This is a genomic window from Campylobacter sp. JH23 (assembly GCF_017846595.1).
In the GTDB taxonomy this organism is placed as follows: Bacteria; Campylobacterota; Campylobacteria; order Campylobacterales; family Campylobacteraceae; genus Campylobacter_D; species Campylobacter_D coli.
On record NZ_JAEQBP010000003.1, the window covers coordinates 1 to 26,354 of the forward strand.

The window sequence follows — 26,354 nt, forward strand, 5'->3', positions numbered from 1 at the left end:
TGTGTCAATTGTTCTTTATATGTCTAGTTTATATTTTATTATGTAGCTTGGGTTTGTTCAATAATTGGGTTGGATTTTTAATCACTCAAGTTTATTTTATAGTGTTTATTGAGGTTTTATGGTTGGGAGGTATACACTTCTTGGTTGGGTTAGGGGTTAATGTTGGGTTAGGGTGGATAGACTATGATTGTTTATTCTTGTTGGCGAGAATGAATGTTATACTTGAGATAAATTTTTTATCAAGGTATGTTGTTTAATAAATGAATTTTAATTCTAAGCCGAATACGAGTCGTTTTAAATTAGTGTTTGATAAAAATTAATATGTGATGGGGGGGGGTGAATTAAATTTTACCTACACATTCTTTAAATTTTTCTCCACGTTGAGCATAAGAGCTGAATTGATCTAAGCTTGCACAAGCAGGGCTTAATAAAGCTACTTCATTGTTTTTTAGCGTTTTGGAAATTTCTTGTACAGCATTTTCTAAAAATTCACACTTACGAGCTTTTAAATTTGCTTTTAAAGCATAATCAAGCATTTTTTGAGTGCTAAGTCCTATAGCATAGAGTTCTATGTTGAAATTTTTCATAAAATTAAATAAAGCGCTTAAATCCACACCCTTATCATCGCCGCCCACAATAAGATGAATTTTTTTATTTTTATAGCGGTTAAGAGCGGCCATTACAGCGTTTTCATTGGTCGCTTTAGTATCATTGACCCAAAGTCTACCTTGACTATCTTGTAATTCTTCGAGTTTATTTTTTTCCATGATAAATTGATTTAAAAGTTCATAGCTTAGACTATCAAGTAGAATTTTTTCTATACTTAAAGCCATGACAGCATCAAGCAAAAAAGGGCTTTTAAAAGATATTTTTTCTATATCGATACCCATTTTTTGAGCAAGATCAAATTCATCTTTGTAAGAGATAATATAAGCTTTTGTAGGTGTTTTTGCGTAAATTTCAGGCAAGATTGCAATATCACACTCATTCATTCTTTCTAAAACGCTCAATTTATCTTTTGCATAATTTTCAAAGCTTCCATGCCATGAAAGATGATCCGCACTTATAGGTAGAAGTGCATAAATTTCGGGTTTTGCAGTATGGGTATAGTGAAGTGTAAAAGATGAAGTTTCAAGTATCCAAATTTTGGCATTTAAATCAAGCTCAGCCAGAGGAAAACCGACATTTGCTCCCATTACTGCTCCAACATGTGAAAGTAGATGTGTAGCCATTTGTGTGGTTGTGGTTTTACCATTTGTACCACTGATCCAAACAGATTTTGGCATAGCATCATAAAAAAAATCATATTCGCTTTGTAAATTTTTTGCTTTTTTTATAAGGTTATGGTTAGGTGAAAAGCCAGGGCTTGGAATTTCAAGCTCGCTTACTTTTTCATCAAATTCTTTAGGATTTAAAAGATGATTACCCCATTCATCCTTGCTTTTTTCTTGAAAATGATCATCGTAGATATCAAAAGGGCCGAATTGATTGGCTAAATTTTTAGCTATTGCCTGTGTGGTTTTACCATATCCAAAAAGTGAAATTCTCATTATCTTAACTTTATCGATGCAAGCGCAAGTAAATTAGATAGCAAGGATATCATCCAAAAACGCACTATGATTTTATTTTCTACCCAGCCTATTTTTTCAAAATGATGGTGTATGGGCGCCATTTTAAATACTCTTTTATTGAAAATTTTAAAGCTTCCCACTTGTAAAATGACAGAAATGGTTTCAAGCACAAAGACAAAGCCTACAAGTAAAAGCAAGATTTCATTTTTGCTTATGATGGCTAAAAAACCTATAAATCCACCCAAGGCTAAGCTTCCACTATCTCCCATAAAAACTTGTGCAGGATAGCAGTTATACCATAAAAATCCCATAAGAGCTCCAATCAATGCAGCACAGATAATCACTACCTCGCCCAAGCCTTGAATTTTAGGTAAAAGCAAATATTCACTATAATTTAAATTTCCACTCAAATATAAAAATATACCTAAGGTAGATAAAGAAAAAATGCTAGGAACTGTTGCAAGTCCGTCAAGTCCATCGGTTAAATTGACAGCATTAGAGCTGGAGATTAAGACCAAAATCCAAAAAGCAAGAGCAAAAATTTTCATATCAAAAAGCGGATATTTGTAAAAAGGAAGATAAAATTCTGTATTAAATTCAGGGCTAAAATATAAAGGTAAAATACAGATTAATCCTACGCTTATTTGTGCTAAAAGTTTCATTTTTGGGCTAAGTCCTGAGTGGTTGTCTTTTTTTAAAATTTTACCCAAATCATCCACAAGTCCAATAAGGCAAAAAAGCACAAGACAAAGCAAGGCGGTGATTGTAAATACATTATCCAATTTAGCACAAAGAAGACTTGTAAAGACTGCACAACCTATAAAGATAAGCCCACCCATTGTAGGCGTTTGAGATTTTACCTTGTGAGTTTGGGGTGCTAGTTCATAAATGGGTTGATTTGCATTTTTGTTTTTAGCCCAAGCAATAAATTTAGGCATGATAAATAAAGACAAGCATAAAGCAATGAAAAATGCAAAGCCCGCGCGTACACTGATATAAGTAAAAAAAGCATAATCACTAAAATAAGAAAGATAATACAAAAGCTAGCCTTCTTTTTGGTTTTTAAAAGCTTAATTTTAGTAAAATCTAGCCAAAAAATTTCTTATAAAAGAGTAAAAAATGAGACAAAAATGTATTTTAGTTATTACAGATGGAATAGGTTTTAACAAAGAAAAAGATTTTAATGCTTTTGAGGCTGCTAAAAAGCCAAATTATGAGAGGCTTTTTAGAGAAGTACCAAATTCTTTAATTAAAACTAGTGGTTTAGCGGTAGGTTTGCCTGAAGGGCAAATGGGAAATAGCGAAGTGGGCCATATGTGTATAGGTAGTGGGCAAATTATCTATCAAAATTTAGTGCGTATTAATAAAGCTATAGAGAGTTGCGAACTTGAAAAAAACGCAAATTTAAAAAAACTTCTACAAAAATGCAAAAGAGTGCATGTTATTGGTTTATATAGCGATGGTGGGGTTCATTCTATGGATACACATTTTAATGCCTTGCTTGAAATTTGTGCCAAAAATGGAAATGAAGTTTTTGCACATGCAATTACTGATGGACGCGATGTAAGTCCTACAAGTGGATTAGAATTTATAAGAAAGCTAAAAAATCATTGTGAGGAAATAGGCGTACATTTTGCTACGCTTTGTGGCCGTTTTTATGCTATGGATAGAGATAAGCGTTGGGAAAGAGTTAAGGAATATTATGATTGTTTATTAGGCAAGAGCAAGGGTGTGTCAAATTGGGTTGATTATATAGAAGAATGTTATCAAAATGAAACAACTGATGAATTTATTCAAGCGGCTAAAAACGAGAATTATAAAGGCATGCAAGAAGATGATGGATTGATTTTTGTTAATTTTAGAAATGATAGAATGAAACAACTCATCGAAGTTTTAAATTCTCAAAATTTCAAGGAATTTGAGCGAGAAAAAGTGTTTGAAAATTTGCTTACTATGAGTGTTTATGATGATAAATTTAATATTCCAGTACTTTTTGAAAAAGAAGAAATTAAAAATACACTTTCTGAAACCATCTCCAAAGCAGGACTTACTCAACTTCATACTGCAGAAACTGAAAAATATGCTCATGTTACTTTCTTTTTCAATGGAGGAAAAGAAGAACTTTTGGAAAATGAAACAAGGGTTTTAATCCCAAGTCCAAAGGTAAAAACTTACGACGAAAAGCCTGAAATGAGCGCTTTTGAAGTATGCGATGTGGTTAAAAAAGGGATAGAAAAGGGCGAAGATTTTATAGTGGTGAACTTTGCAAATGGTGATATGGTAGGCCATACAGGAGATTTTAATGCTGCCATTAAGGCTGTAGAAGCAGTAGATGTTTGTTTGGGCGAAGTGGTCGAGTGTGCAAGAAAGCATGATTATGCCTTTATCATTACAAGTGATCATGGAAATTGTGAAGCGATGCAAGATAAAAAAGGAAATTTATTGACCAATCATACAACTTTTGATGTTTTTGTTTTTGTAGAAGCTAAGGGAGTAGATAAGCTTAAGGAAAATATGGGACTTAGTAATATCGCTGCAAGTGTGCTTAAAATATTAAATTTAGAAATTCCAAAAGAGATGAATGAGGCTTTATTTTGATCTGTTTGCCTTTTGATATAGATTTTTGTTAAAATTTAATTTTATATTTTTTTTAAGGATAGAAATGAAATTTAGTGGAAAAAATGTTTTGATTACAGGTGCAAGTAAGGGTATTGGTGCTTCTATTGCAAAAACTTTGGCAAGTTTTGGATTAAAAGTTTGGATTAATTATCGCTCAAAACCAGAACTTGCAGATGTTTTAAAAGATGAAATTCTTGCGCAAGGCGGCAATGCAGCTGTGATTAAATTTGATGCAAGCAAAGAAGATGAGTTTGAAAATGGGATAAAAACTATAGTAGAAAGCGATGGAGAGCTTAGCTATCTTGTAAATAATGCAGGTGTTACAAACGACAAACTTGCCTTAAGAATGAAACTCGAAGATTTTACAAGTGTAGTGGATACAAATTTGAGTTCTGCATTTTTAGGTTGTAGAGAGGCTTTAAAAACAATGAGCAAAAAGCGTTTTGGTGCGGTTGTGAATATTGCTTCAATTGTCGGTGAAATGGGGAATGCCGGTCAGACTAATTATTCTGCGAGCAAGGGTGGAATGATTGCTATGACTAAATCTTTTGCTAAAGAGGGAGCAAGTAGAAATTTGCGTTTTAATTGTGTTACTCCAGGCTTTATTAAAAGTGATATGACAGAGATTTTAAGCGATGAAATCAAACAAGCATATCAAGATAATATCCCTTTAAAACGCTTTGCAGAACCTGAAGAAGTTGGAAATTGTGTAGCATTTTTATTAAGTGATTATGCTTCTTATGTGACAGGTGATGTGCTTAAAATTAATGGCGGATTATATATGTAAGGAAAGTATATGGACTTAAAAGAAATTGAACAATTTTTAGATGAAAATACTCCTGCGTTTTTGGCAACTTTAGGAACTTGTGGAAATCCTAGGGTTCGTCCTATGCAGAGCCCTTTACTTGTAGGAGATAGAATTTATTTTTGTACTTCTAATAATAAAGGACTTTTTAAGCATATACAAAATTATAATGGTATTGAATTTTGTTCTTGTTCTAGAGAGGGCGTTTTTTTAAGACTTAGAGCAAATGCAGTTTTTGAACCTAACGCAAAAGTTAAAGAGCTGATGTTTGAAAAATATCCTTATCTTGTAAGCCTTTATGAGAATCCACAAAATTCTAGATTTGAAGTTTTTTATCTTGATAATTTAAGTGCTAAAATGCAGTTTCCAAACGGAGATTTTAAACTTTATAAAGCTTAAAGCAAGGATTTTCCTTGCTTTAAATATCCATTTTCATTTGTAAAGCATGTTCCCAAAAAGCATTTTCTAAACGCACTACATTATAAAAAATTTCGCTAAGATTTTCAAATTTTTCTTGAGATATTTGTTGAGTATAAGAATTTAAAAAGTCTTCAAATTCTTTAATTTCACTTTGAAATTCATCTGAACTATAGGTTAAAATCCATTCTTTATAAGGGTGATTTTGAAGTTTTTCCTTGCCAAGTCTTTTATAAATTTCAGCTCCTATATAACCATAACCTATGGCACAAGCACTTAAAGCCACTAACATATCTAAAAAATCTCCACTTTCACCCACGCTTAACATATAGCGTGTGTAAGCTATATTGGTCAAACTTTCATCTTTAACATTTAATTTATCAGCATTGATGCCAAGTTTTAAAATACTTTTATGAAGTTCAATTTCTCCTTCTATAATGTAGTTTTGAAATTTCATTGCAAAGCGTAGTTCTTCGGCATTTTTTGCATTTAAGGCAAGTCGTGCATAGCATTTAGCATAATGGATGAGATAGATATAATCTTGTTTGAGATAAAAAAGAAAATTTTCTTCTTTTAAACTTCCATTTTCTAATTTTTTTACAAATTCATGATGTAAATATTCATCCCAAATGTGTGAATTTGTTTCAATAAGTCGAGAAAAAAGCATTTCTTACTCCTAAAATTCAATGGTTTTTTAAAGTATAGTCAAAAACTATAAATATTTTAAGTTTTTTATTGTAAAATACGCTTTATTTTAATTTTTATCAAGGAGATATATAAATGGCAACATTTGATGATGTAAAAGCAGTGGTAGTAGAGCAATTAAGCATTGATGCGGATGCTGTTAAGATGGAATCAAAAATCATTGAAGATTTAGGTGCAGATTCTTTGGATGTTGTAGAGCTTATTATGGCATTAGAAGAAAAATTCGAAGTAGAAATCCCAGATAGTGATGCTGAAAAACTAATTAAAATTGAGGATGTTGTAAATTATATCGAAAATCTTAAAAAATAATTTAAAAAAATTCACTTTACAAGGAGCTTGTTCTTGAAAAGAGTTGTAGTAACAGGTATTGGTATGATCAATGCCTTGGGTTTAGATAAAGAAAGTTCTTTTAAGGCGATTTGTGAAGGTAAGAGTGGTGTGAAAAAAATCACTCTTTTTGATACTACAGACTTTCCGGTTCAAATTGCAGCAGAAATTGAAAATTTCGATCCTCTAGAAGTAGTTGACGGTAAAGAGGTTAAAAAAATTGATCGTTTTATTCAATTGGGCATTAAAGCTGCTCGCGAAGCAATGCAAGATGCTAATTTTGATCAAAATTTAGACAAAGAAGAATTTGGAGTTGTTTCAGCTGCGGGAATTGGAGGTCTGCCAAATATAGAAAAGAATTCGGTTATTTGTTCTGAACGTGGCCCTCGTAAAATTTCTCCATTTTTTATACCTTCAGCTTTAGTAAATATGTTAGGCGGTTTAATTTCTATAGAACACGGACTTAAAGGACCTAATATTTCTTGTGTAACGGCTTGTGCAGCAGGAACTCATGCTATAGGGGAAGCATATAAAAGTATAGCTTTAGGTAATGCTAACAAAATGTTGGTAATTGGCGCAGAAGCTGCTATTTGTCCTGTAGGAATTGGCGGTTTTGCTTCAATGAAAGCTCTTTCTACTAGAAATGATGATCCTGCTCATGCTTCAAGACCTTTTGATAAAGAAAGAGATGGTTTTGTAATGGGAGAGGGTGCAGGCGCTTTGGTTTTTGAAGAGTATGAAGAGGCTAAAAAGCGTGGGGCTAAGATTTATGCTGAATTGGTTGGTTTTGGAGAAAGTGCTGATGCGCATCACATTACCTCACCTACATTAGATGGACCTTTAAGAGCGATGAAAAAAGCCTTAAAAATGGCAGGAAATCCAAAGGTAGATTATATTAATGCACATGGAACTTCAACGCCCGTAAATGACAAAAATGAAACAGCTGCAATTAAAGAGCTTTTTGGAAGTGAAATTCCAGCGGTTAGCTCAACAAAAGGACAAACAGGGCATTGTTTGGGTGCTGCAGGAGCTATTGAAGCGGTTATTAGCATCATGGCATTAGACAATGGAATTATGCCACCTACTATTAATCAATTTGTTAGCGATGAAGAATGTGATTTAGATTATATACCAAATGAGGCCAGAAAAGCGGATTTAAGAGTTGTGATGAGTAATTCTTTTGGCTTTGGCGGCACAAATGGTTGCGTGGTATTTAAAAAAGTAGATTGATATGGCTTCGTATTTAGATTTTGAAAAAAATATTCAGCAAATTGATGAAGATATTATCAATGCTCAAATTAAGGGTGATACCGAGGCTGTTGCTATACTTAAAAAAAATCTCGAAAAAGAAATTGCTAAAACTTATAAAAATTTAAGCGATTTTGGACGCTTGCAACTCGCTCGTCATCCAGATCGCCCTTATGCACTTGATTATATAGATCTTATTTTAAATGATGCTTATGAAATTCACGGAGATCGTGCTTTTAGAGATGATCCTGCTATTGTTTGTTTTATGGGGTATTTAGGAGAAAAAAAACTTATAGTTATAGGAGAACAAAAAGGACGTGGCACAAAAGAAAAGATCGCTAGAAATTTTGGTATGCCTCATCCTGAAGGTTATAGAAAAGCTTTAAGAGTGGCAAGACTTGCAGAGAAATTTCAAATTCCTATTTTGTTTTTGATAGATACCCCGGGTGCTTATCCAGGTTTGGGAGCAGAAGAACGTGGTCAAAGTGAAGCTATTGCTACAAATTTGTATGAACTTAGCGATTTAAAAACTCCTACTATAGCTGTGGTTATAGGAGAAGGAGGAAGTGGTGGAGCTTTGGCTATAGGTGTGGCTGATAAGCTTGCAATGATGAAAAATTCAGTTTTTTCTGTCATTTCTCCTGAGGGTTGTGCAGCTATACTTTGGAATGATCCTTCTAAAAGTGAAGCAGCAACAAAAGCTATGAAAGTTACTGCAGACGATTTAAAAAGTCAAGGCTTAATTGATGATGTGATTGAAGAGCCTATCAACGGAGCCCATCGCAATAAAGAAGCTGCTGCTGTTGCTATAGCTGATTATGTTAAAAAAGCCTTGGATGAATTAGAAAAAATAGATCCGCGAGAACTTGCTTCAAATCGCATGCAAAAAATTCTTCAACTTGGAGCTTTTAGCGAAAGCTAAAAACTCTACTTAATAAAAATATTCTTTAAAATTTCAAATTATTCTAAAAAATTAAAATTTTGACAATAAAGCAAAACCTACAAAAAGAAAAGTTCAATAAATATAAGAGATAAATAATGAATACTTTATATCCTTTATATCACAAATAAAACAATATAGAAGATGCAAAGAAGCATTTATACTTTTTAATGGATAAAAAATAATTTGACAAATGGGTAATATTGTAATAAAAATTTATTAATATTTAAAATATCACTTTTATATGAAAAATATATAAAAATTAAATATATGATTTTTTTTAAATTTGCTTAATTAAGTAACAATAAATTTAAAATATGAGAATATTAGTAACATTATTAAATAAAATTTTTATTTGTCAAAGATTTATTGATAAGATTTAAGTATTTTTTATTGGAAGTTAGTGGAAAATTATCTTAAAATTACTCAAGATAAGGAGCTAAATGATGGATACTATTAATATTATTATTTTATTTTCCCTCATAATATCAATTGCTTTGGGCTATGTTCTTAAAGCAAATATCGGAGTCTTCGCGATACTTTCAGCCTTTATTGGGGCATACCTTTACGGTATAACACCAGAAAAGGTGATTAATCTTTGGAATGGAAGTTTAAGTTTATTTTTTATACTTCTTTCTATTACTTATTTTTATGGTTTTGCGATTGCAAATGGTACGCTAAACAATCTCGCGTTAAAAGCTGTGTATTCTGTTAGGAATAGACCTTGGAGTATTCCTATTGCACTTTATATTACAGTTATGGTATTTGTAGGAATTGGACCAGGACATTATGCAGGCTTTGCTTTTATGAGTCCTTTGGTTCTTTATAGTGCTAGCAAAATCAAAATGAATAAGATTTTAGCAGCTATTATTATTTATTCTGGTTCCTGTGCAGGTGGATTTAATCCCTTTACCCTTGGTGGCAGAGTAACTTTTGATCTTATCGAAAAACTTGGTTATTCAGCAGAAGCTTCTGCAATAATGCAATTAAATTTAGGTAAAAATATGTTTATTGCACATACTTTGATTTTTATAATCGGATATTTTTTGCTAAAAGGTTATAAGGTGAAAATTACTTCGCAAATTACAAAACCAAAAAGACTCAATGCTGCACAATGGAAGACGATTTTTATTGTGTGTTTTGTTTTTGCGGTTATTATGATCCCATCTTTTTTTCTTGCTTTAAATCCTCATGATGAAACACTAAAAAAAGTAACTTCCATTTTTAACCCTGTTTTTGTTTCATTTCTTGGAATCGTTTTGGCAGTAATATTTGGAATTGGTAGTGAAAAAGAAGCATTTAAGAATGTGCCTTGGGATTTGATTTTCATGATTGGATCACTTTCTATGCTTATTGAGCTCAGTAAAACAACAGGCATAATGGAAAATATCACAACATTTATGAGTGCGCACGGTTCAAGTAGCAGTAATTGGCTTTATTATTTGCTTGGAATTTTATCTTCTTGTATGAGTGCGTTTGCCTCAAGCATGGGGGTGGTTATGCCAACATTTTTCTCTATCGTACCATCAATCAAAGCACTTGAGCCATCACTTGCATTTTCTATAATCGCAGTATTTGCAACATTTACTGGATATTCAAGTTTTTCAACAGGCGGAGCCTTGGTTTTGGCTGGTGCACAAGATGAAAGTGAAAAACGCTATCTTTTTATAAGATTGATAATATTGCCTTTAATTTTGGTAGTATTTGGTTTTGTATTATTATTTTTAGGTATTTTAAATTAAGGAGAAAAAAATGAGTTATGAAAATTTTATTGGAAAACAAGAAAAATTTACAGAAAACATCAATGAAAAACAGGTGCAAAAAATTGTTACAACGCTACAATCTAAGCAATTAAAAAATGGCGATGCCCTTCCATATCTTTGGCAATGGTGCTTTTTTAATGAAGCACTAACTCCAGATAAATTAGGCAGAGATGGCCATCCTAAACTAGGACTAGATAAAAATAGCTTTTTTCCAAGCTTTGGTGAAGTCAATCGTATGTGGGCAGGAGGTAGATTTAACTTTATTGCTCCTTTGATTATTGGAGAAGATGCAACAAAAATAACCACAATAAAAAAGATTCAAGAAAAACAAGGAAAAAGTGGAAAACTTACTTTTGTTACCTTAGAGCACTGCTATTATCAAAAAGAGCAGTTAAAAATCGAGGAAGAACAGGATATTGTTTATAAACAACCAGCACCTCCAAAGCTTACGAGCGATGTAGTTGCTATGAATGCAGATTATTCTGAAAAAATGCAACCTGATTCCACGCTTTTGTTTCGCTATTCTGCTTTAACCTTTAATGGCCATAAGATCCACTATGATTTTCCTTATGCAACGCAAGTTGAGGGTTATCATGGTTTAGTTATACATGGTCCTTTATTGGCAACTTATATGATTAATTGCTTTGTAAAAAATCATCCCGATAAACAAATTATTAATTATAGTTATAGAGGTATGCATGCACTTTGTGTTCCTGATAGTTTTGCTGTGGAGTCAAAAATTATTGACAACAATACTGCTGAAGTATGGATAAATAAAAATGGATTTGTGGTACATTCTGGCACTATTCATTTTAAATAAAAAGGAGAAGAGATGTTACCTTTAGAAGGAAAACTAGTTTTAAGTATAGAACAAGCAATAGCAGCACCTTTTTGTACAAGGCAATTGGCAGATTTGGGAGCTAGAGTTATTAAAATCGAAAGACCTGAAGTGGGAGATTTAGCAAGAGGATATGATAAAAGAGTAGATGGCATAGCTAGTCATTTTGTATGGGCAAATCGTAGCAAAGAAAGTTTGGCTATTGATTTAAAAGATCCTGATGGGCTTGAATTTATCAAGACGATTTTACCAAAAGTAGATATTTTTGTACAAAATTTAGCATTTGGAGCATCTAAAAGATTGGGATTAGATTATGAAAATCTAAAAAAATATAACCCAAAGATTATAGTTTGCGATATTTCTGGATATGGCGAAGGTGGAAATTATGGGCATAAAAAGGCTTATGATCTTTTAATACAATCAGAAAGCGGCTTAGTTTCTATAACGGGTACGCAAGATGAATGTGTAAAAGTTCCAATCAGTATCGCAGATATTTCCGCAGGAATGTATGCTTATAGCGGTATTTTACAGGCATTATTATACTTAGAAAAAACGGGAAAGGGTTCTAGGGTAGAAATTTCCATGCTAGAATGTATGGCTGAATGGATGAATTATCCTCTTTATTACACCTATAAAAATGCAACTCCTCCAGAGAGAAAGGGTGCATTTCATGCAAGCATTACTCCATATGGTCCTTATAAGGCAAAAGATGGAGTTGTAATGTTTGGCTTGCAAAATCCAAGAGAGTGGGAAAGTTTTTGTAAAATTGTATTGCAAGATGAATCATTGATCGAGCATGAAGATTTTAAAAATAATACCTTAAGAACCAAAAATGCATCAAAAGTAAAAGAAATAATCGAAGATGCTTTCAAAAACCTTAGTGCAAAAGAAGTTGTAGATCGTCTTGATGAAGCAAAAATTGCAAATGGAAATGTTAACGAACTTAATCAAGTATGGGAGCATCCACAACTAAAAGCTAGAAATCGTTGGAGGGAAGTTGATAGTGAAGTTGGAAAAATTCCTGCACTTTTGCCACCTGCGACAAATAACAATTATGAAGCTAGAATGGATAAAATCCCAGCTCTTGGAGAACATACAGAATCAATTCTTAAAGAATTTGGCTTTTCTGATAAGATAAATTTATTCAAAGAAAAAAAGATTATCTAAGGATTTTATATGAAAGCCAAAAGTTTTTTATTTGTTCCATCAATTTTTCCAGAAAGATTTACAAAAGCTTTGCAAAGTGGTGCTAGTCAAATTATTATTGATTTAGAGGATTCTGTTGAAGTGGCAAAAAAAGAAGTTGGAAGAAAAAATATTGTAGATTTTTCAAGCCAATGTGCTAAAAATAATGATAAATTTCTTATAAGAATCAATGAAACAAAAAGCAAGGAATTTCAAAAAGATTTGTCTTTAATTTCAACTATTAAAGAATCTAATGGCATTATTGGCGTTGTATTGCCAAAAGCGCAAAGTTATGAGGATATAGATATGCTTAGCCAATTTGAACTTCCTATATTACCTATTATTGAAAGTGCGTTAGGAGTGGAAAATTTAGATGATATTGCTAGGCATCCGAGTGTTTTAGCATTAAGTTTTGGAAGTTTAGATATGACTTTGGATTTAAATTTGCAAGAGGGTGTGGGTAAGAATTTTATTTTAAATAGCATTAGAACACAGATTGTTCTAAAAAGCACAAAATACAATCTTTTATCGCCAATAAATGGAGTTTATCCTGATATAAAAAATATTGATGGATTAAAAGAGGATTTAATATTTGCAAAATCAATGGGGTTTGGGGGGTCTTTGTGCATTCATCCAAACCAAGTTGCACCAATTAATGAAGTTTTTAGCCCATCGGCCAAGCAAATTGCATGGGCAAAAGAAATTTTATCACTTAGGCAAAATAGCAATGATATTATTTTTAACTACAATGGAATGATGGTGGATCTACCCGTTATTAAGAAAGCAGAACAAATTCTGTTAGATAGCAATTCAAATCTCTCATAGGGAGATTTGAATAAATTATTTGTGTATAAATATAATACTTTTTTTAAGATATTTTATCCTCTTACTTGTCTTTAAAATAACTTATAATATTTCTAAAAAGCTATGTTTTGTGCAAATTTTAAGCTTTAAAATTGTTTTTATAATTATTATCAAAGTTAAGTAAATTTAAAGTCATTTTTATCTATACTTCAAAATTGATTTTAACTATCATAATAGCCTAATACAAGAAAGGAAAAAGGATAATGAATGCTAAAAAGCTTAAATTAAGCATTTTATGTTTTTGTTTGATGGGATTAGGTGAAATCAAAGCAGAAGAACAATACCAACTTGATGATGTGGTAGTGAGTGCAAGTGGTTTTGAACAAGACTTAGTGGATGCGCCTGCTAGTATTTCTGTTATTACTAAAGAAGAGCTTAGTAAAAAGCCTATTAAGGATATAGGAGAAGCAATTTCGGATATCCCGGGTGTTGATGTTACTATGAATAAAACCGGTACTTATGATTTTAGCATACGAGGTTTTGGAAGTTCTTACACTTTGGTTTTGATTGATGGAAAGCGTCAAAGCGTTGCTAATGGTTTTTATGATAATGGTTTTGGCGGTAGCGAATCAGGATATTTACCACCCGCATCTATGATAGAGCGTATCGAGGTGATACGCGGACCTGCTTCTACACTTTATGGTAGCGATGCAGTAGGTGGGGTAATAAATATCATTACTAAAAAAAATCCCAATAAAACCGAAGCGAATATAGAATTTAGCACCCTTTTACAGCAGCATTCTAGTAAATATGGAAATGCGGGTGGTTTTAATGCTTATGTGGCTACACCTTTGATTGAAGATACGCTTTCAATTTCTGCTAGGATTAAGTATTATGATAAGGCAGCTTCTGATTTAAAATGGCCTACGCCAGTTTGGAGTAATGGTACTCAAAGACCTGAAAATTATCAAATCGCAAGTCATAGTCCTGGATATTTTACGAGTTTAGGTTTTGGATCAAGACTGAATTGGACTGTAGATGATAGCAATAATGTTTATTTAGATGTTGAGCGTTATATCAATGAAATTTCAGTAAATTCCACAAGTAGTAGTGCTATTAAAAGCGAAAGGCAATTGTTTAAAGACAATGTCGTTTTAAATCATGATGGAAATTATGAATTTGGAACTACAAATTCATACTTACAGTATGGTAGTACTAAAGATAAAGATCTGCATAGTCAAATTTGGGTAGGAGAAGGAAAGGTTGTCTTGCCTTGGAATTTGGATAAATATGGAAATTTAGTAAGTACCTTTGGAACAAGAATAGACTATGAGACACTCAAAAACGATCAAGAAAGTGCAGGTAGCGAAATAAGGGGTAAAAATCTTGATCAAACTACGGTTGCACTTTATGGCGAGGGTGAATATTTTATCAGTGATGATTTGATTTTTACTACAGGCTTGCGTTATATTTATAGTGATTTGTTTGATTCTGAAGTAACTCCTAGAGTATATCTTGTTTATCATTTAAATGATAATGTTGCTTTTAAAGGAGGTGTAGCTATGGGTTATAAAACTCCAGCAGCAAAACAACTCACCAATGGTTATTATAATTATAGCAATAATGGTGCTTCTTTTGGAAATCCTGATTTAAAACCTGAAGAAAGTACAAATTATGAGCTAGGAGTTGATTTTAGAATATTTGATTTTGCTCATTATTCTATTACAGGATTTATTACTGATTTTAAAAATCAAATCAGTAGCGAAGAGTTAACAGGAATGTACAATGGTATTGATTGTGCCAATGGTGTTACATGCGAACGTTCTATCAATCTTGGTAAAACACAAACTAGGGGTATAGAATTGGCTTTCAATACAAAACCTTATAAGGGTTTTAGTGTTAATTCAAGTTATACTTTTATGGATAATCGCTACAAGGATGGACAGACAAATTGGTTTGGTGGAGATAGAATAGAAAATTTACCAAGACATATTGCTATGTTAAAATTAAATTACGAGCAAGGAAAATTTAGCTCTTATGTTAAAGCGCGTGCAAGACTTGATACTATAGCCAGATCAAAAGGTGGTGGCAGTGGCACTTTGCCATGGCAAAAATATAAGCCTTTTTATATAGTGGATTTGGGAGTAAATTATAAAATCGATAAACAATCAAGTTTGAGCTTTACAGTGCAAAATCTTTTTGATAAAGATTTCTTTGATCCGCAAGTTACAAGATGGGATGGTGCTAATCCAGGAGGTTATGCAAATCGCTATCAAGATTATACAGAAGGAAGAAGTTTTTGGTTAAGTTATAAATATGATTTTTAAATTGAAAAAAAGAGTGTCTTAACTTAAAACAAGTAAAAACAAAGTATAATGAAGAAAAAATAAAGGCTTTGTTTTATGATATTTAAAAATTTAAAAGAGCTTCCTTTTTGCGAGTCTAATTATATCAAACCCAAAAGATTTAGTTATGAGAGCAATGGAAAGTTTTGTACTTGGGATTTTATAGAATCCAAAGATAGCGTTTCAATTCTTTTATATCATAAAGAATTGAAAAGCTTTATTTTTGTTCGTCAATTTCGCATACCGCTTTGGTATCATCAAAAGCAAGATAAAAACTATCATAAAGATGAAAATATGGGCTATACCATAGAACTTTGTTCAGGGCTTGTAGATAAAGATTTACCCTTAGAGCAAATAGCCAAAGAAGAATGCATCGAAGAATTAGGCTATGCCCCTAAAGAATTTGAAAAAGTAGGCGACTTTTATACAGGTTTTGGTTCGGGGGTTAGTAAGCAAAGTTTTTATTTTGCAATTGTAGATGAGAATGACAAAATTTGTGATGGTGGCGGGGTTGATGACGAGCAAATAGAGGCTGTTTTTGTAAAGATCAATGAATATGAAGAATTTTCTAAAAAGATAATCCATACACCTTTGCTTGATTTTGCTTATTTGTGGTTTTTAAAAGAAAAGAAAGAACTTTGCCTTAAATAAATAAGGCAAAGAATTTTGGATTAATTTGCTTCATTAAGCATTTCTTTAAATACATCAAATAAATGCAAAGACGCATTTTCAGCATTCTCACATTTTTTGATAATTGCATCTTGAGTATTGCTTAAGCTTACATCTTCTGTGTTTGCGATGCGGATAGCGCTATTCATATTTTCATGTACTTTTTGATGTGGCTCATTGATCTTTATAAAGCTTTTGCTATCGCCAAATCTTTCTTTTCCGGTACTTGCTACCCATTTACCTAAACGACAACTTGTATGATCGGCTAATTCTTGTCCAGATTTTGCAAAAATTTCTTTATATCCATTAAGTTTAAATGCTATATGATCAAGTTTTGCCAAAGATACAAATGCTTCTGAGGCAATACCTACAGCATTCGAATTTGTAGAGTGTGCTTCGTTGACTAAGTGGGTAAATTTTTCTGAAAAACTCATAATGTGTGCGTTAGAATTAATAGAAATTTTTTCCACTTGCTCACTTTGGGTATACATTTCATTTGCATTTTGTTTTAGAAGATTGATATTCATTTCCACTTCTGTTGTAGCTTTTTGAGTTTTTTCAGCTAACTTTCTAACTTCATCCGCAACAACAGCAAAACCCCTACCATGTTCTCCTGCTCTAGCAGCCTCTATAGCAGCATTTAATGCTAAAAGATTGGTTTGATCGGATACATCTTTAATAAGGTTAATTACATTTGTAATCTCATCAACGCTACGATGTAAAGTTCCTGCAACATCGCGTGTTTTATTAGCTGACTCTGTGATATCACCCAAAGAAGCGTTTATAGAATTGGCTATATGGTTTAATTCATCCATTTCAGCTAGTGAAGTTTTGGAATAATTAGAAATAATTTCAGCTTTATTAACATTTTCAAGCATATCACTTTGGACTATGGTAATATTTTTCAAAACACCGCCTAATAATACATTTAAAAGATCGGTTTTTAACTTTGACTCTAAAGCTTCTTGCTCTAAGAGTGAAATTTTATCTTTTAACTCTAAATTTTCAGCCTTGATTTTCTCAAGCTGCTGAGTAAGATTTTGGTTTTCATTCTTGATATCTTGAAGCTCTGTATGATTTATTTTACTTCCAAACATATTTTTTTACCCTATTTTTTATAGTTTGCTAGATATTGGTTTAACTGATCTTTAATATGTAATTTTTCTTTTTTAAGATTTGAAATTTCAATATCACTTAATAAATTTCTTCCTTCTTCTGCATCTTTAATTTGATCGTCAAGTTCATTATGGCGCTCAAATAATTTATCAAAATGCGCATCTTTTCCTTTTAACTCTGACATAAGTTCACGATATTCATGTAACATAAAATTCTCCTTAAAAATTGATACAATTTAAAAAATATTAAACGATATGTTACATTATAACTAATTAAATGATATTTTTGGCTTAAAAAATGCTAAATAATTCAATAAATCTTAAATATGTTACAAATTAGCGATTTGTTAAATTAAATAATTATAATGAAGATTTTTAAGTCATTGAGGACGAATCCTCAAGAGTTTATTTAGAGTTTTGTTTTTTTAAAGTTCTTAAAGTAGAGGCAGCAATTCTCATTTTTCTTGTAGTGCCATCTTCTAGGGTTACACGAACTGTTCTAAGATTAGGTAAAAAGCGTCTTTTTGTTTTATTGTTAGCATGGCTGACATTATTACCCACCATTGGTCCCTTACCTGTGATTTGACATATTCTTGCCATATTTGCATCCTTTGGAAATTTTAAATCAAGATTTTATCAAATTTAAGCTTAAAATATTCAAATATTTATACTATTTTTAATTTATAAATAGATAAAATGTTTTTCTTTAAAATTTTTTACTTTAACGAGGCTAAGCTTATGTATGTAGCTCCGAGTTTATTATCGGCCAATTTTTTAAAACTAGAAGAAGAGATTAAGGCAATTGATGAAGCAGGAGCTGATCTTTTGCACATTGATGTTATGGACGGGCATTTTGTTCCAAATTTAACCTTTGGACCCTGTGTAATAGAAAAAATTTCAACCATTACCGAAATACCTTTAGATGTCCATTTAATGGTAAAAGATGTGGGTAAATTTGTAGATCTTTTTATCCCTATCAAGCCTAAATTTATTTCTTTTCATATAGAAAGTGAAGCCCACCCTATACGACTTTGCGAGTATATAAGAAGTCAAGGAATCCATCCTGCTATTGTTTTAAATCCACATACTCCTATAAATTCCATAAAACATATGATAGACTTTGTAGATATGGTGCTTTTAATGAGTGTTAATCCTGGCTTTGGCGGACAAAAATTTTTACCTTTAGTATATGATAAAATCAAAGAATTAAGAAGACTGATCGATGAAAAAAATGCTAAGGTTTTTATAGAGGTTGATGGCGGGGTTAATGGCTTAAATGCAAGCGATTTAGAAGCTGCGGGAGCAGATATTTTAGTCGCTGGAAGTTATATTTTTTCTTCAAATGATTATAAAACTTCAATTTCATCTTTAAAGCTTGAATTTTGAGTTTGCAGCAAGTTGATCAGATTATTTCTATCTTAAGTAAGCAAAGTAAGCCCTATGAGTGGGTAATTAAAGAATTTAAAAAGATTGAAGAATTAAAAGATTATGAACTTGATTTAGAAACTTTCGAGCTTTTGGGTTTGGGTTTAACTCTAGATAAAAATAATATTTTTACCTTGCAAACGCGTACAAAAAAGATCAAAGAAGAAATTTTTTGCATTGTAGATATAGAAAGTACAGGCGGGATTAAAAACGGACAAATTTTAGAAATAGGTGCAGTTAAGATAAAAAATTTGCAAGAAATCGATCGTTTTAGCTCTTTGGTACAGGTAAAAGAAATTCCTGAAAATATTACAGAACTTACAGGAATTAATTTAGACATGGTAAAAGATGCACCGAGTTTGACTAAGGTTTTAAATGATTTTAGACTTTTTTTAAAAGACAGTATTTTTGTCGCACATAATGTGCGTTTTGATTATGGTTTTATTTCCAAGGCTTTAAATGAGTGTGGTTTTGGAATTTTGCTTAATCGTCGTATTTGCACCATAGAATTTGCGCAATGCTGTATAGAAAGTCCAAGATATAAATTAGATGTTTTAAAAGAGCTTTTAGGGATAAAAAATGCCCACCATAGAGCTTTAAACGACGCTTTGGCTGCGGCTGAAATTTTTAAACATTGTCTTGGCAAACTCCCTTATCATATCAAAACCACTGAAGAACTTATAAATTTTACCAAGACTTCTCGCATAAAGCAAAAATAAAATATTTAAAGAGTATAATTAAAACATAAATGACGGGAGCTTGTGATACAGGCTGAGAGTAAGCTAAAAGCTTAGACCGAACCGGAACTAGATAATGCTAGCGTCGGGAAGATTTATACTTTCTACAATTTACTTGCACCCTCATTTATCCAAATTTTTCAAAGGATAAATATGAAAACTCAAATGCTTTATGCCAAAGAAGGTATTTTTACCAAAGAAATGGAGATTGTTGCTCAAAAAGAAGAAGTAAGCAAAGATTTTTTGCTTGCAAATATAGCTTGTGGTAAGATTATCATCCCTGCTAATATCAATCATAAAAGTCTTGATCCAAATGGTATAGGACTTGGACTTCGCACTAAGGTAAATGTAAATTTAGGTGTTTCAAATGATTGTGTTGATTATAGTGAGGAGATGAAAAAAGTAGAGCTTGCTCACAAATTTGGAATCGAAGCTATTATGGATTTAAGCAATTATGGCAAAACAAGTCGTTTTAGAGATGAGCTTATCGCAGTTTCAAAAGCTATGATAGGAACAGTTCCAGTTTATGATGCGGTAGGATTTTTAGAAAAAGATCTAAAACAAATCAGCGCTAGGGATTTTTTAGATGTGGTTTATCATCATGCAAAAAGCGGGGTTGATTTTATGACTATACATGCGGGTATAAATTCGCGCGCGGCTAGAGTTTTTAAAGAAAGCAAAAGACTTACTAATATAGTTTCTAGAGGAGGATCAGTACTTTATGCGTGGATGGCTATGAAAGAAGCTGAAAATCCTTTTTTTGAATACTATGATGATTTGCTTGAAATTTGTTTAAAATACGATGTGACACTATCTTTAGGTGATGCTTTGCGTCCAGGATCTACACATGATGCAAGTGATGCAGCGCAAATTTCTGAACTTATCGAATTATCTTTACTCACTCAAAGAGCGTGGGAAGCAGGTGTTCAAGTAATGATAGAAGGACCTGGACATATGGCAATTAATGAGATTGAAGCTAATATGCAAATTGAAAAACGCATTTGCAAAGGCGCTCCTTTTTATGTTCTAGGACCTTTAGTTACGGATATTGGTGCTGGATATGATCATATAAGTGGAGCTATCGGTGGTGCTGTGGCTGCTGCTGCGGGTGCTGATATACTTTGTTATGTAACTCCTGCTGAACATTTAAGATTGCCTAATTTAAATGATGTTAGAGATGGTATAGTAGCTACTAAGATTGCAGCTCATGCAGGGGATTTAGCTAAGCTTCCAAAAGAAAGAAAAAGAGATGATGAGATGAGTAAGGCGAGACAGGATATCGACTGGGAGAAAATGTTTAAACTTGCCATTGATGGCGAAAAAGCTAAAAAAATGTTTAACGAAAGACGCCCCGATGATCTAAATTCCTGCTCTATGTGTGGAAAAATGTGTGCTATGAATACAATGAATCAGGTCTTAAAAGGCGAGAATGTAAGTCTAGTTTGAGTAAATTTGCACATTAAGATTTATCATTATCCCATGATCACTAGCCTTTAAGGTCATGGGATAATCAATCTTTACAAGATTGTTATATTGAGCTAAGGCATCTATGAAGTCATATAAGCGTCTAGGATTATTTATCGATGCTCGGATGTTGATTCTATGGGTAAGATATTTTTCTTTTTTATCTAGTTTAAGTTCTGTTATTTGGATATTTTCAAAGTATTTTTCTAAAAAATTTTGAAAGTGCGTGAGATTGAATTGTTGTTCAAATTGCTCTAGACTTTTATTATTTTCTGTTCTTAAGGCGCTTATTTTATTTTCACTAGTATCTAGCTTAGCTTTTGCTGCATTAAATATAGCTGCTTGCGAATTTTTTCTTAAATGGGTTTGTTTGTAATCTTTCAGCACAGGCAATAATAAAAATAAAATCAAAGCAGTACATACAGTAATAAAGCTTAAAACATAAATAACAATCTTTAAAATATTTAATTCTTCAAGACTTTTATCTTTCATTGTAAAACTCCTGAATTTTGTTTACTTATGCTAATAAAGCGATACCAGCCATTGTTTAAACGATAATAAGTTGTAAAACTTTGATCAAAAATACTTTTTAGCGGTGTTTCTAAAAGTAGGGCAAACATTTCTTTTGTTGGCGTAACTCCTATAAGTTTTAGAGAATTTTCTTCTTGTTCTATACTTTCAAGAGTGATTCCATCGGTTTTAACTATTATATCAAAAAGATTTTTTAAGCTATTTTTGAAAGCTTGATTTTGAGTGTGAAAGGTATTTGCAATTTTACTTTGTTCTAGAAGAATATCATATAATTTTCCGTTTTCTTGTGTTTTATTTTGAAATTGCAAAACTTGTTCTTTTTGCTCTTCTATAAAATTATGCGTTAATGCGATTTGAGTAAGATATAGAAAATATACCGCAAAAATAAAAACTATACCAAAACTAAAAAGCCCAAACCATATTTTGTCAAAGAGTGTAAAGATAGGTTTTTTTCTAGGTTGTATGAAGCTATAGCTTTTCACTGAAGCTCCTTTTGCATAAGTTCTATGATTGAATCTAAGGTATTGATTGGCTTAGACTCAATTTCCAGTAAAGTTTCTTCTTCTAAAAATTCAATAGCACTTTGATCAAGCTCTTTGGTGCTAAGGATTAAAGCCTTATCGATAAACGCACTTGGATATTTGTCATCTTTATAAAATTTTTCAATACTTGTAACAATATGACGACAAAGTTCTATGTCGTTTCCAAATTGATCCATTTCTTCAAGATCAAATTTATCTTTGCCATCCAAAAACTCTGAATCATTCTCATTATTTCCTAAAATATTATCAAATTGATCAAGAGCGTTAAGCTTATCTTCTAGGGTTTCATTAAAATTATCAAGCGTTACTTCAGTATCATTTAATGTATCTTCGCCTAAGTTGTCTAAATTCTCTTCTTGATGTCCAAATTCTAGATCCAATTCTTCTTCAAAGAAAATGATATCTCCATATAAAATTTCAATACCTCGGCAAATTATAAGAGTTAGAATATGCTCATGCTTATAGGCGTAAAGAGTTATTTTATCGCTGTTTGGTTTTTCTTTTAAAATATTATGATAAAGTATAGCAAAAGGAGAGTATAAAAAATCTAAACCACCATAATCTTCAAACAATTCATTAAAGTATTCTATGTGTTCTGTTGCTGTGTATATCAAAGCATTATTTAAAGCGATGGATTTTAAGCTCATTTTACCTACATTAAAACGCTCAAAATCCTTGTCGTTTTTACTAGGAATCAAACCTTGCTCTTTGACATTTAAAAATAATGCTGTGTGATAAAATAAAAATTTGCTATTGAGTGTTTTTACATATTCTAATAATTTTTCACTCTTATCAAAGGTTTTTTCATTACTACTTATAAGTTTGTGATTTTTATATATAGAAGTTTTAAGGATGTTTTTTTTATCTTCTAAAATAATACTTGTGAAAAGTTGTGGTAATATTTTTTTAAGTAAAAATAACATTTTATTCCTTAAAATTTATCCATTTGTTCAATTTTTTTAAAATGTTCAAGTAAAAAAAATTTAGCTTGATCTTTATCTAAACTTGAAATATCCAAGGGTTCGCTAAGCCTATAGACTAAATGAGTAAAAGGCTTAGGTAAAATCATTTTATCCCAACTTTTAAATTCCCAAAAATTTCTTGCCTCATAGTTTAAAATTCTTATTTTAACATTTTTTTTCTGTGCAAGCAATACCGCTCCATCTGAAATGCTATGATAAGGTCCGCGTGGCCCATCAGGAGTAATGACTACATCATGATTTTCATCTAAAATTTTAAAAGCACTTCGAAGAGCTGTACTAGCTCCTTTTGAAGTGCTTCCACGCACGGTATCTAATCCAAACAATTTGATAATTCTAGCAATTTGCTCCCCATCTCTATGATGAGAGATCATAACATAAGCTTTTTTTCCTTTTTTGCCAAAATGCCTAAATGCGAAAGGCATAAGGGCAAGACGCCCATGCCAAAAAAGTATCACATTAGAAATTTGATCAACTTTATCACCTTTGTAGGTTTTTTTACAAGTAAGAAAAATCAACCATTGTAGAATGAAAACTAAGCGTGCTATAAAAGCTATTTTAAATGATTTCCCCATATAAAACCATACGCTTTGCATTAGTAATTTTTACTTCTTTAAAAGTTCCTAAGAGCTCTTCGCTGCCTTCAACTTGCACTAGAAAATTATTATCTGTTCTACCCACGATAGCATTGCCTGCTCTTAATTCTTCAAAAAGAACTTTAAAAGTTTTATTTTCTTGTTTTTTAACAATATCGTCTAAAATTTCATTATGACGAGCCTGTAGAGTACTAAGTCGATTTGAGGCTATCTCTTCATCGATTTGATTTGGCATGGTAGCAGCTTTGGTTAAAGGGCGTTTAGAGTATTTAAAAGAAAACATTTGTTCAAAGCGTACTTTTTCTAAAACCTCCATGGTTTCTTCAAAGTCTTTATCGCTTTCTCCTGGAAATGCAACAATAATATCTGTGGATATGCTAACATTTGAGCAAAGTTCTCTTAATTTTAATGCCCTATCTAGATACCATTCTTTGGTGTAACCACGCTTCATAGCTTTTAAAATTTGACTTGAGCCACTTTGCAAAGGCATATGCATTGATTTACAAACTTTTGGATTTTTGGCAAATACTTCTAAAAATTTATCGTCCATATGTAGAGGATGAGGACTTGTAAAACGGATGCGCTCTAATCCTTCTATGGTGCTAAGTTCTTCTAAAAGATCTGAAAAATCCATTTTTTTGTGTTCATTTCTAAATCTTTTACCATAATTATTGACATTTTGTCCTAATAGGAAAATTTCCTTAGCTCCTTTATCTACTGCTTTTTGTGCTTCTTTATAGATGATATTTAAAGGAATGGAAATTTCATCTCCTCTTGTATGGGGAACTATACAATAAGTACAATGCTTATCACAACCTATAGAGATATTAATATATGATTTATAAATGCTATTTCTAAAATCCCCAAAAGCGAATTCACTCTCATCATAATCTATATCAACGCTCATAAATTTAGGAGTGTTAACAGCTTGGGTAATTTTAGAAATATTCCTAGCTCCTAGTACAAAATCCACATAAGGAGCACGACGAAAGATTTCACTCCCTAAATGAGAAGCTGTACATCCACAAACTCCTATTTTTGCGCCTGATTTTTTAACCTTTTCAAAGCCACCCACTTCTGAAAAAAGCTTATGCACAGGCTTTTCACGCACAGAGCAGGTATTGATAAGTATCAAATCTGCTTCTTTAATATCTTCTGTTAAAGTATAATTATCTTTTTGCGTCAGTTCTGCTATCATATGTTCAGAATCTCTGACATTCATTGCACAGCCTAAGGTTTGAATAAAAAGTTTTTTCGAGCTCAAAGAATATGAACCTCATACATAAAATCATTACTATCTAAACCATATCTGATAGTTCTATGATAAACACTTAAGCCTTTTTTTTCAAAGTGTTCAACCAAGGCAATAAGATCTTTGTGTGAATTTTCTTTATCAAAATAAAAAAACTTTTGTCCTTCTTGATTTACAGCCTCTTCAATTTTAGCTAGACTAATATTTTTAGGCTCTTCATTGATTAAATTTCTTGCCAATTTTAAATCCATATTATATCCTTAGCGTCTTTTAAATCTATAATTTTATCAAATTTTACTTTTAATTAAACTTATTAAAGATATACTTTTAATCTACTTTCTTAAAAAAATCCCAAAAGAAAAGGTATCGATAATTATGGAAAGAATCGCAGACATTATAGAAAGCATTGCGAATGAGAAAAATTTAGATATAGAAAGCGTGAAAGAAAAAGTTATTATAGCTTTGATAAATACAGCAAAAAGAATTTATGGGCAAGAATATGACTTTTTTGTAGATAGAAAAAATTTAAATCTTTATCAAAAAATTACAGTTGTGGCTGATAATGACGAAAGATTGAATGAAAATAAAGAAAGTTATATTGAATTTAGCAAGGCTAAAAAAGAAGCACCTGATGTTGAAATTGGTGATGAGCTTACCTATGAATGTTCTTTAGAAAATTTAGGAAGAACAGCTGTAAATATTTTACATAAAGAATTAGAATACCATATACAAAAACTACTTGAGCAAACCATTTTTGAAAAATATAAAAATAAAGTCGGTCAAATGGTTTTTGGAAATGTTGTGCGAATTGATAATGAGGAAAATACCTATATAGAAATCGATGAGCTAAGAGCTTTTTTACCTAGAAAAAATCGCATCAAGGGTGAAAAATTTAAAGTGGGCGATGTTGTTAAAGCTGTGATACGCCGTGTTTATACGGATAAGGGTATTAAAATGGAGCTAAGTCGCACAAGCCCTAAATTTTTAGAATGTTTACTTGAAGCAGAGGTGCCTGAAATTAAAGATGGATATGTAAGCGTAGTTAAATGCGCTAGAATTCCTGGAGAAAGAGCGAAAATTATACTTCAAGCAAATGGGGCAAATATTGATCCTGTGGGAGCTACTGTAGGTGTAAAAGGGGTTAGAATCAACGCTGTGAGTAAAGAATTACATAATGAAAATATAGATTGTATTGAATTTAGCAATGAACCTGAAATTTTAATCGCAAGAGCTTTAGCACCTGCTATAGTGAGTTCTGTAAAAATTGAAAATGAAAAAGCAATTGTAACTTTAAACAGCGAGCAAAAGAGTAAGGCCATTGGAAAAAGCGGTATTAATATTCGTCTTGCGGGTATGCTTAGTGGATATGAAATCGAACTTAATGAAGTGAATGCTCGCACCACAAGCAATACTTTAAGTAATGAAGAAGCCTTGAAAAACTTGCAAGATTTATTTAAAATTTAATCTTTTAATTTG

28 protein-coding genes and 1 riboswitch are annotated in these 26,354 nt (G+C 31.9%); of the genes, 16 read left to right on the top strand and 12 right to left on the bottom strand.

From position 1 onward, the window contains the following. Positions 1 to 341: 341 nt before the first annotated feature. Both murD and mraY read right to left on the bottom strand, forming a co-directional pair. On the bottom strand, positions 342 to 1,550 hold the full coding sequence (gene murD, locus KAR88_RS03025; protein ID WP_002784561.1) for a UDP-N-acetylmuramoyl-L-alanine--D-glutamate ligase: 1,209 nt from the start codon (positions 1,548 to 1,550) through the stop codon (positions 342 to 344). Beyond that, positions 1,550 to 2,611, bottom strand: a complete 1,062-nt coding sequence (gene mraY / locus KAR88_RS03030; protein WP_002829659.1) for a phospho-N-acetylmuramoyl-pentapeptide-transferase — start codon at positions 2,609 to 2,611, stop codon at positions 1,550 to 1,552. Before mraY ends, murD begins: the two co-directional genes overlap by 1 nt. 79 nt (positions 2,612 to 2,690) lie before the next feature. Between mraY and gpmI the strand changes: the two genes are divergently transcribed. The 3 genes from gpmI to KAR88_RS03045 all read left to right on the top strand — a co-directional run bounded on the left by gpmI (position 2,691) and on the right by KAR88_RS03045 (position 5,394). Then, positions 2,691 to 4,169 (top strand): 2,3-bisphosphoglycerate-independent phosphoglycerate mutase, encoded by a 1,479-nt coding sequence (gpmI, locus tag KAR88_RS03035; RefSeq protein WP_002793620.1) that lies wholly within the window; start codon positions 2,691 to 2,693, stop codon positions 4,167 to 4,169. Between the two features lie 64 nt (positions 4,170 to 4,233). Continuing rightward, positions 4,234 to 4,977 (top strand): 3-oxoacyl-ACP reductase FabG, encoded by a 744-nt coding sequence (gene fabG, locus KAR88_RS03040; protein ID WP_192801226.1) that lies wholly within the window; start codon positions 4,234 to 4,236, stop codon positions 4,975 to 4,977. A 9-nt stretch (positions 4,978 to 4,986) separates the two neighbouring features. Then, on the top strand, positions 4,987 to 5,394 hold the full coding sequence (locus KAR88_RS03045; RefSeq protein WP_002778435.1) for a pyridoxamine 5'-phosphate oxidase family protein: 408 nt from the start codon (positions 4,987 to 4,989) through the stop codon (positions 5,392 to 5,394). Positions 5,395 to 5,413: 19 nt separating this feature from the next. Here KAR88_RS03045 and tenA read toward each other — a convergent pair whose 3' ends face one another. Beyond that, entirely contained in the window at positions 5,414 to 6,079 is a 666-nt protein-coding gene (gene tenA / locus KAR88_RS03050) for a thiaminase II (protein ID WP_002778437.1), read from the bottom strand. A gap of 113 nt (positions 6,080 to 6,192) precedes the next feature. Between tenA and acpP the strand changes: the two genes are divergently transcribed. The 9 genes from acpP to KAR88_RS03095 all read left to right on the top strand — a co-directional run bounded on the left by acpP (position 6,193) and on the right by KAR88_RS03095 (position 16,218). After that, positions 6,193 to 6,426: an acyl carrier protein gene (acpP, locus tag KAR88_RS03055; RefSeq protein ID WP_002778438.1), complete on the top strand. Its 234-nt coding sequence runs from the start codon at positions 6,193 to 6,195 to the stop codon at positions 6,424 to 6,426. A gap of 33 nt (positions 6,427 to 6,459) precedes the next feature. Further along, positions 6,460 to 7,674 carry a beta-ketoacyl-ACP synthase II gene (locus tag KAR88_RS03060; protein ID WP_002784557.1) on the top strand — a complete coding sequence of 405 codons (1,215 nt, stop codon included), beginning with the start codon at positions 6,460 to 6,462 and terminating at the stop codon, positions 7,672 to 7,674. Between the two features lies 1 nt (position 7,675). Continuing rightward, entirely contained in the window at positions 7,676 to 8,614 is a 939-nt protein-coding gene (gene accA, locus KAR88_RS03065) for an acetyl-CoA carboxylase carboxyl transferase subunit alpha (RefSeq protein ID WP_002778440.1), read from the top strand. A gap of 464 nt (positions 8,615 to 9,078) precedes the next feature. Then, the gene (locus KAR88_RS03070; RefSeq protein ID WP_192801227.1) at positions 9,079 to 10,374 is read left to right on the top strand and encodes an SLC13 family permease; all 1,296 of its coding nucleotides are present in this window, start codon (positions 9,079 to 9,081) and stop codon (positions 10,372 to 10,374) included. Positions 10,375 to 10,384: 10 nt separating this feature from the next. Beyond that, the gene (locus KAR88_RS03075; RefSeq protein ID WP_192801225.1) at positions 10,385 to 11,215 is read left to right on the top strand and encodes a hypothetical protein; all 831 of its coding nucleotides are present in this window, start codon (positions 10,385 to 10,387) and stop codon (positions 11,213 to 11,215) included. Positions 11,216 to 11,227: 12 nt separating this feature from the next. Further along, a complete protein-coding gene (locus tag KAR88_RS03080; RefSeq protein ID WP_057037167.1) occupies positions 11,228 to 12,400 on the top strand; it encodes a CaiB/BaiF CoA-transferase family protein in 1,173 nt (390 codons plus the stop codon). 9 nt (positions 12,401 to 12,409) lie between these two features. Continuing rightward, the gene (locus KAR88_RS03085) at positions 12,410 to 13,243 is read left to right on the top strand and encodes a CoA ester lyase (RefSeq protein ID WP_192801224.1); all 834 of its coding nucleotides are present in this window, start codon (positions 12,410 to 12,412) and stop codon (positions 13,241 to 13,243) included. A gap of 242 nt (positions 13,244 to 13,485) precedes the next feature. Then, a complete protein-coding gene (locus KAR88_RS03090; protein WP_002778449.1) occupies positions 13,486 to 15,549 on the top strand; it encodes a TonB-dependent receptor in 2,064 nt (687 codons plus the stop codon). 75 nt (positions 15,550 to 15,624) lie between these two features. Next, entirely contained in the window at positions 15,625 to 16,218 is a 594-nt protein-coding gene (locus KAR88_RS03095) for an NUDIX hydrolase (protein ID WP_002784640.1), read from the top strand. Positions 16,219 to 16,238: 20 nt separating this feature from the next. Here the strand turns inward: KAR88_RS03095 and KAR88_RS03100 are convergent, their stop codons facing one another. The 3 genes from KAR88_RS03100 to rpmB all read right to left on the bottom strand — a co-directional run bounded on the left by KAR88_RS03100 (position 16,239) and on the right by rpmB (position 17,951). Further along, on the bottom strand, positions 16,239 to 17,333 hold the full coding sequence (locus KAR88_RS03100) for a methyl-accepting chemotaxis protein (protein WP_002778453.1): 1,095 nt from the start codon (positions 17,331 to 17,333) through the stop codon (positions 16,239 to 16,241). Between the two features lie 11 nt (positions 17,334 to 17,344). After that, entirely contained in the window at positions 17,345 to 17,560 is a 216-nt protein-coding gene (locus tag KAR88_RS03105) for a YdcH family protein (protein ID WP_002778454.1), read from the bottom strand. 196 nt (positions 17,561 to 17,756) lie between these two features. Continuing rightward, on the bottom strand, positions 17,757 to 17,951 hold the full coding sequence (rpmB, locus tag KAR88_RS03110; protein ID WP_002778456.1) for a 50S ribosomal protein L28: 195 nt from the start codon (positions 17,949 to 17,951) through the stop codon (positions 17,757 to 17,759). A gap of 138 nt (positions 17,952 to 18,089) precedes the next feature. Here rpmB and rpe point away from each other — a divergent pair, with 138 nt between their 5' ends. From rpe to thiC, 3 genes are all read left to right on the top strand, one after another. Then, positions 18,090 to 18,737 carry a ribulose-phosphate 3-epimerase gene (gene rpe, locus KAR88_RS03115; protein ID WP_002783571.1) on the top strand — a complete coding sequence of 216 codons (648 nt, stop codon included), beginning with the start codon at positions 18,090 to 18,092 and terminating at the stop codon, positions 18,735 to 18,737. After that, positions 18,734 to 19,495 (top strand): 3'-5' exonuclease, encoded by a 762-nt coding sequence (locus tag KAR88_RS03120; RefSeq protein WP_002780764.1) that lies wholly within the window; start codon positions 18,734 to 18,736, stop codon positions 19,493 to 19,495. Before rpe ends, KAR88_RS03120 begins: the two co-directional genes overlap by 4 nt. A gap of 22 nt (positions 19,496 to 19,517) precedes the next feature. Continuing rightward, positions 19,518 to 19,622, top strand: a riboswitch (TPP riboswitch). Between the two features lie 44 nt (positions 19,623 to 19,666). Continuing rightward, positions 19,667 to 20,959: a phosphomethylpyrimidine synthase ThiC gene (gene thiC / locus KAR88_RS03125; protein ID WP_002780766.1), complete on the top strand. Its 1,293-nt coding sequence runs from the start codon at positions 19,667 to 19,669 to the stop codon at positions 20,957 to 20,959. Here thiC and KAR88_RS03130 read toward each other — a convergent pair. From KAR88_RS03130 to KAR88_RS03155, 6 genes are read right to left on the bottom strand one after another with little or no spacing between them, the layout of a single operon-like run. Further along, positions 20,951 to 21,469, bottom strand: a complete 519-nt coding sequence (locus KAR88_RS03130; RefSeq protein WP_002778460.1) for a hypothetical protein — start codon at positions 21,467 to 21,469, stop codon at positions 20,951 to 20,953. The two genes, thiC and KAR88_RS03130, sit on opposite strands and share 9 nt — an antisense overlap. Beyond that, on the bottom strand, positions 21,466 to 21,990 hold the full coding sequence (locus tag KAR88_RS03135) for a hypothetical protein (RefSeq protein WP_002780778.1): 525 nt from the start codon (positions 21,988 to 21,990) through the stop codon (positions 21,466 to 21,468). The genes KAR88_RS03130 and KAR88_RS03135 overlap by 4 nt, the downstream gene beginning before the upstream one ends. Next, complete coding sequence (locus tag KAR88_RS03140) at positions 21,987 to 22,973, bottom strand: hypothetical protein (protein WP_002783572.1); 987 nt, start codon at positions 22,971 to 22,973, stop codon at positions 21,987 to 21,989. Before KAR88_RS03140 ends, KAR88_RS03135 begins: the two co-directional genes overlap by 4 nt. 8 nt (positions 22,974 to 22,981) lie before the next feature. Further along, the gene (locus KAR88_RS03145; RefSeq protein ID WP_002778463.1) at positions 22,982 to 23,605 is read right to left on the bottom strand and encodes a lysophospholipid acyltransferase family protein; all 624 of its coding nucleotides are present in this window, start codon (positions 23,603 to 23,605) and stop codon (positions 22,982 to 22,984) included. Beyond that, entirely contained in the window at positions 23,589 to 24,890 is a 1,302-nt protein-coding gene (miaB, locus tag KAR88_RS03150; protein WP_002800930.1) for a tRNA (N6-isopentenyl adenosine(37)-C2)-methylthiotransferase MiaB, read from the bottom strand. Before miaB ends, KAR88_RS03145 begins: the two co-directional genes overlap by 17 nt. After that, positions 24,887 to 25,129, bottom strand: a complete 243-nt coding sequence (locus KAR88_RS03155) for an HP0268 family nuclease (RefSeq protein WP_002778465.1) — start codon at positions 25,127 to 25,129, stop codon at positions 24,887 to 24,889. Before KAR88_RS03155 ends, miaB begins: the two co-directional genes overlap by 4 nt. A 124-nt stretch (positions 25,130 to 25,253) precedes the next feature. On the opposite strand from KAR88_RS03155, the gene nusA reads away from it, so the two are divergent. Then, complete coding sequence (gene nusA, locus KAR88_RS03160) at positions 25,254 to 26,342, top strand: transcription termination factor NusA (RefSeq protein WP_002778466.1); 1,089 nt, start codon at positions 25,254 to 25,256, stop codon at positions 26,340 to 26,342. Positions 26,343 to 26,354 lie beyond the last annotated feature (12 nt).

Bases quoted from the DNA above. Each gene is read 5' to 3' on its own strand.
- murD (WP_002784561.1), bottom strand. From the start codon at position 1,550: ATGAGAATTTCACTTTTTGGATATGGTAAAACCACACAGGCAATAGCT.
- gpmI (WP_002793620.1), top strand. From the start codon at position 2,691: ATGAGACAAAAATGTATTTTAGTTATTACAGATGGAATAGGTTTTAAC.
- fabG (WP_192801226.1), top strand. From the start codon at position 4,234: ATGAAATTTAGTGGAAAAAATGTTTTGATTACAGGTGCAAGTAAGGGT.
- KAR88_RS03045 (WP_002778435.1), top strand. From the start codon at position 4,987: ATGGACTTAAAAGAAATTGAACAATTTTTAGATGAAAATACTCCTGCG.
- tenA (WP_002778437.1), bottom strand. From the start codon at position 6,079: ATGCTTTTTTCTCGACTTATTGAAACAAATTCACACATTTGGGATGAA.
- acpP (WP_002778438.1), top strand. From the start codon at position 6,193: ATGGCAACATTTGATGATGTAAAAGCAGTGGTAGTAGAGCAATTAAGC.
- accA (WP_002778440.1), top strand. From the start codon at position 7,676: ATGGCTTCGTATTTAGATTTTGAAAAAAATATTCAGCAAATTGATGAA.
- KAR88_RS03070 (WP_192801227.1), top strand. From the start codon at position 9,079: ATGGATACTATTAATATTATTATTTTATTTTCCCTCATAATATCAATT.
- KAR88_RS03075 (WP_192801225.1), top strand. From the start codon at position 10,385: ATGAGTTATGAAAATTTTATTGGAAAACAAGAAAAATTTACAGAAAAC.
- KAR88_RS03080 (WP_057037167.1), top strand. From the start codon at position 11,228: ATGTTACCTTTAGAAGGAAAACTAGTTTTAAGTATAGAACAAGCAATA.
- KAR88_RS03085 (WP_192801224.1), top strand. From the start codon at position 12,410: ATGAAAGCCAAAAGTTTTTTATTTGTTCCATCAATTTTTCCAGAAAGA.
- KAR88_RS03090 (WP_002778449.1), top strand. From the start codon at position 13,486: ATGAATGCTAAAAAGCTTAAATTAAGCATTTTATGTTTTTGTTTGATG.
- KAR88_RS03095 (WP_002784640.1), top strand. From the start codon at position 15,625: ATGATATTTAAAAATTTAAAAGAGCTTCCTTTTTGCGAGTCTAATTAT.
- KAR88_RS03100 (WP_002778453.1), bottom strand. From the start codon at position 17,333: ATGTTTGGAAGTAAAATAAATCATACAGAGCTTCAAGATATCAAGAAT.
- KAR88_RS03105 (WP_002778454.1), bottom strand. From the start codon at position 17,560: ATGTTACATGAATATCGTGAACTTATGTCAGAGTTAAAAGGAAAAGAT.
- rpmB (WP_002778456.1), bottom strand. From the start codon at position 17,951: ATGGCAAGAATATGTCAAATCACAGGTAAGGGACCAATGGTGGGTAAT.
- rpe (WP_002783571.1), top strand. From the start codon at position 18,090: ATGTATGTAGCTCCGAGTTTATTATCGGCCAATTTTTTAAAACTAGAA.
- thiC (WP_002780766.1), top strand. From the start codon at position 19,667: ATGAAAACTCAAATGCTTTATGCCAAAGAAGGTATTTTTACCAAAGAA.
- KAR88_RS03130 (WP_002778460.1), bottom strand. From the start codon at position 21,469: ATGAAAGATAAAAGTCTTGAAGAATTAAATATTTTAAAGATTGTTATT.
- KAR88_RS03140 (WP_002783572.1), bottom strand. From the start codon at position 22,973: ATGTTATTTTTACTTAAAAAAATATTACCACAACTTTTCACAAGTATT.
- KAR88_RS03145 (WP_002778463.1), bottom strand. From the start codon at position 23,605: ATGGGGAAATCATTTAAAATAGCTTTTATAGCACGCTTAGTTTTCATT.
- KAR88_RS03155 (WP_002778465.1), bottom strand. From the start codon at position 25,129: ATGGATTTAAAATTGGCAAGAAATTTAATCAATGAAGAGCCTAAAAAT.
- nusA (WP_002778466.1), top strand. From the start codon at position 25,254: ATGGAAAGAATCGCAGACATTATAGAAAGCATTGCGAATGAGAAAAAT.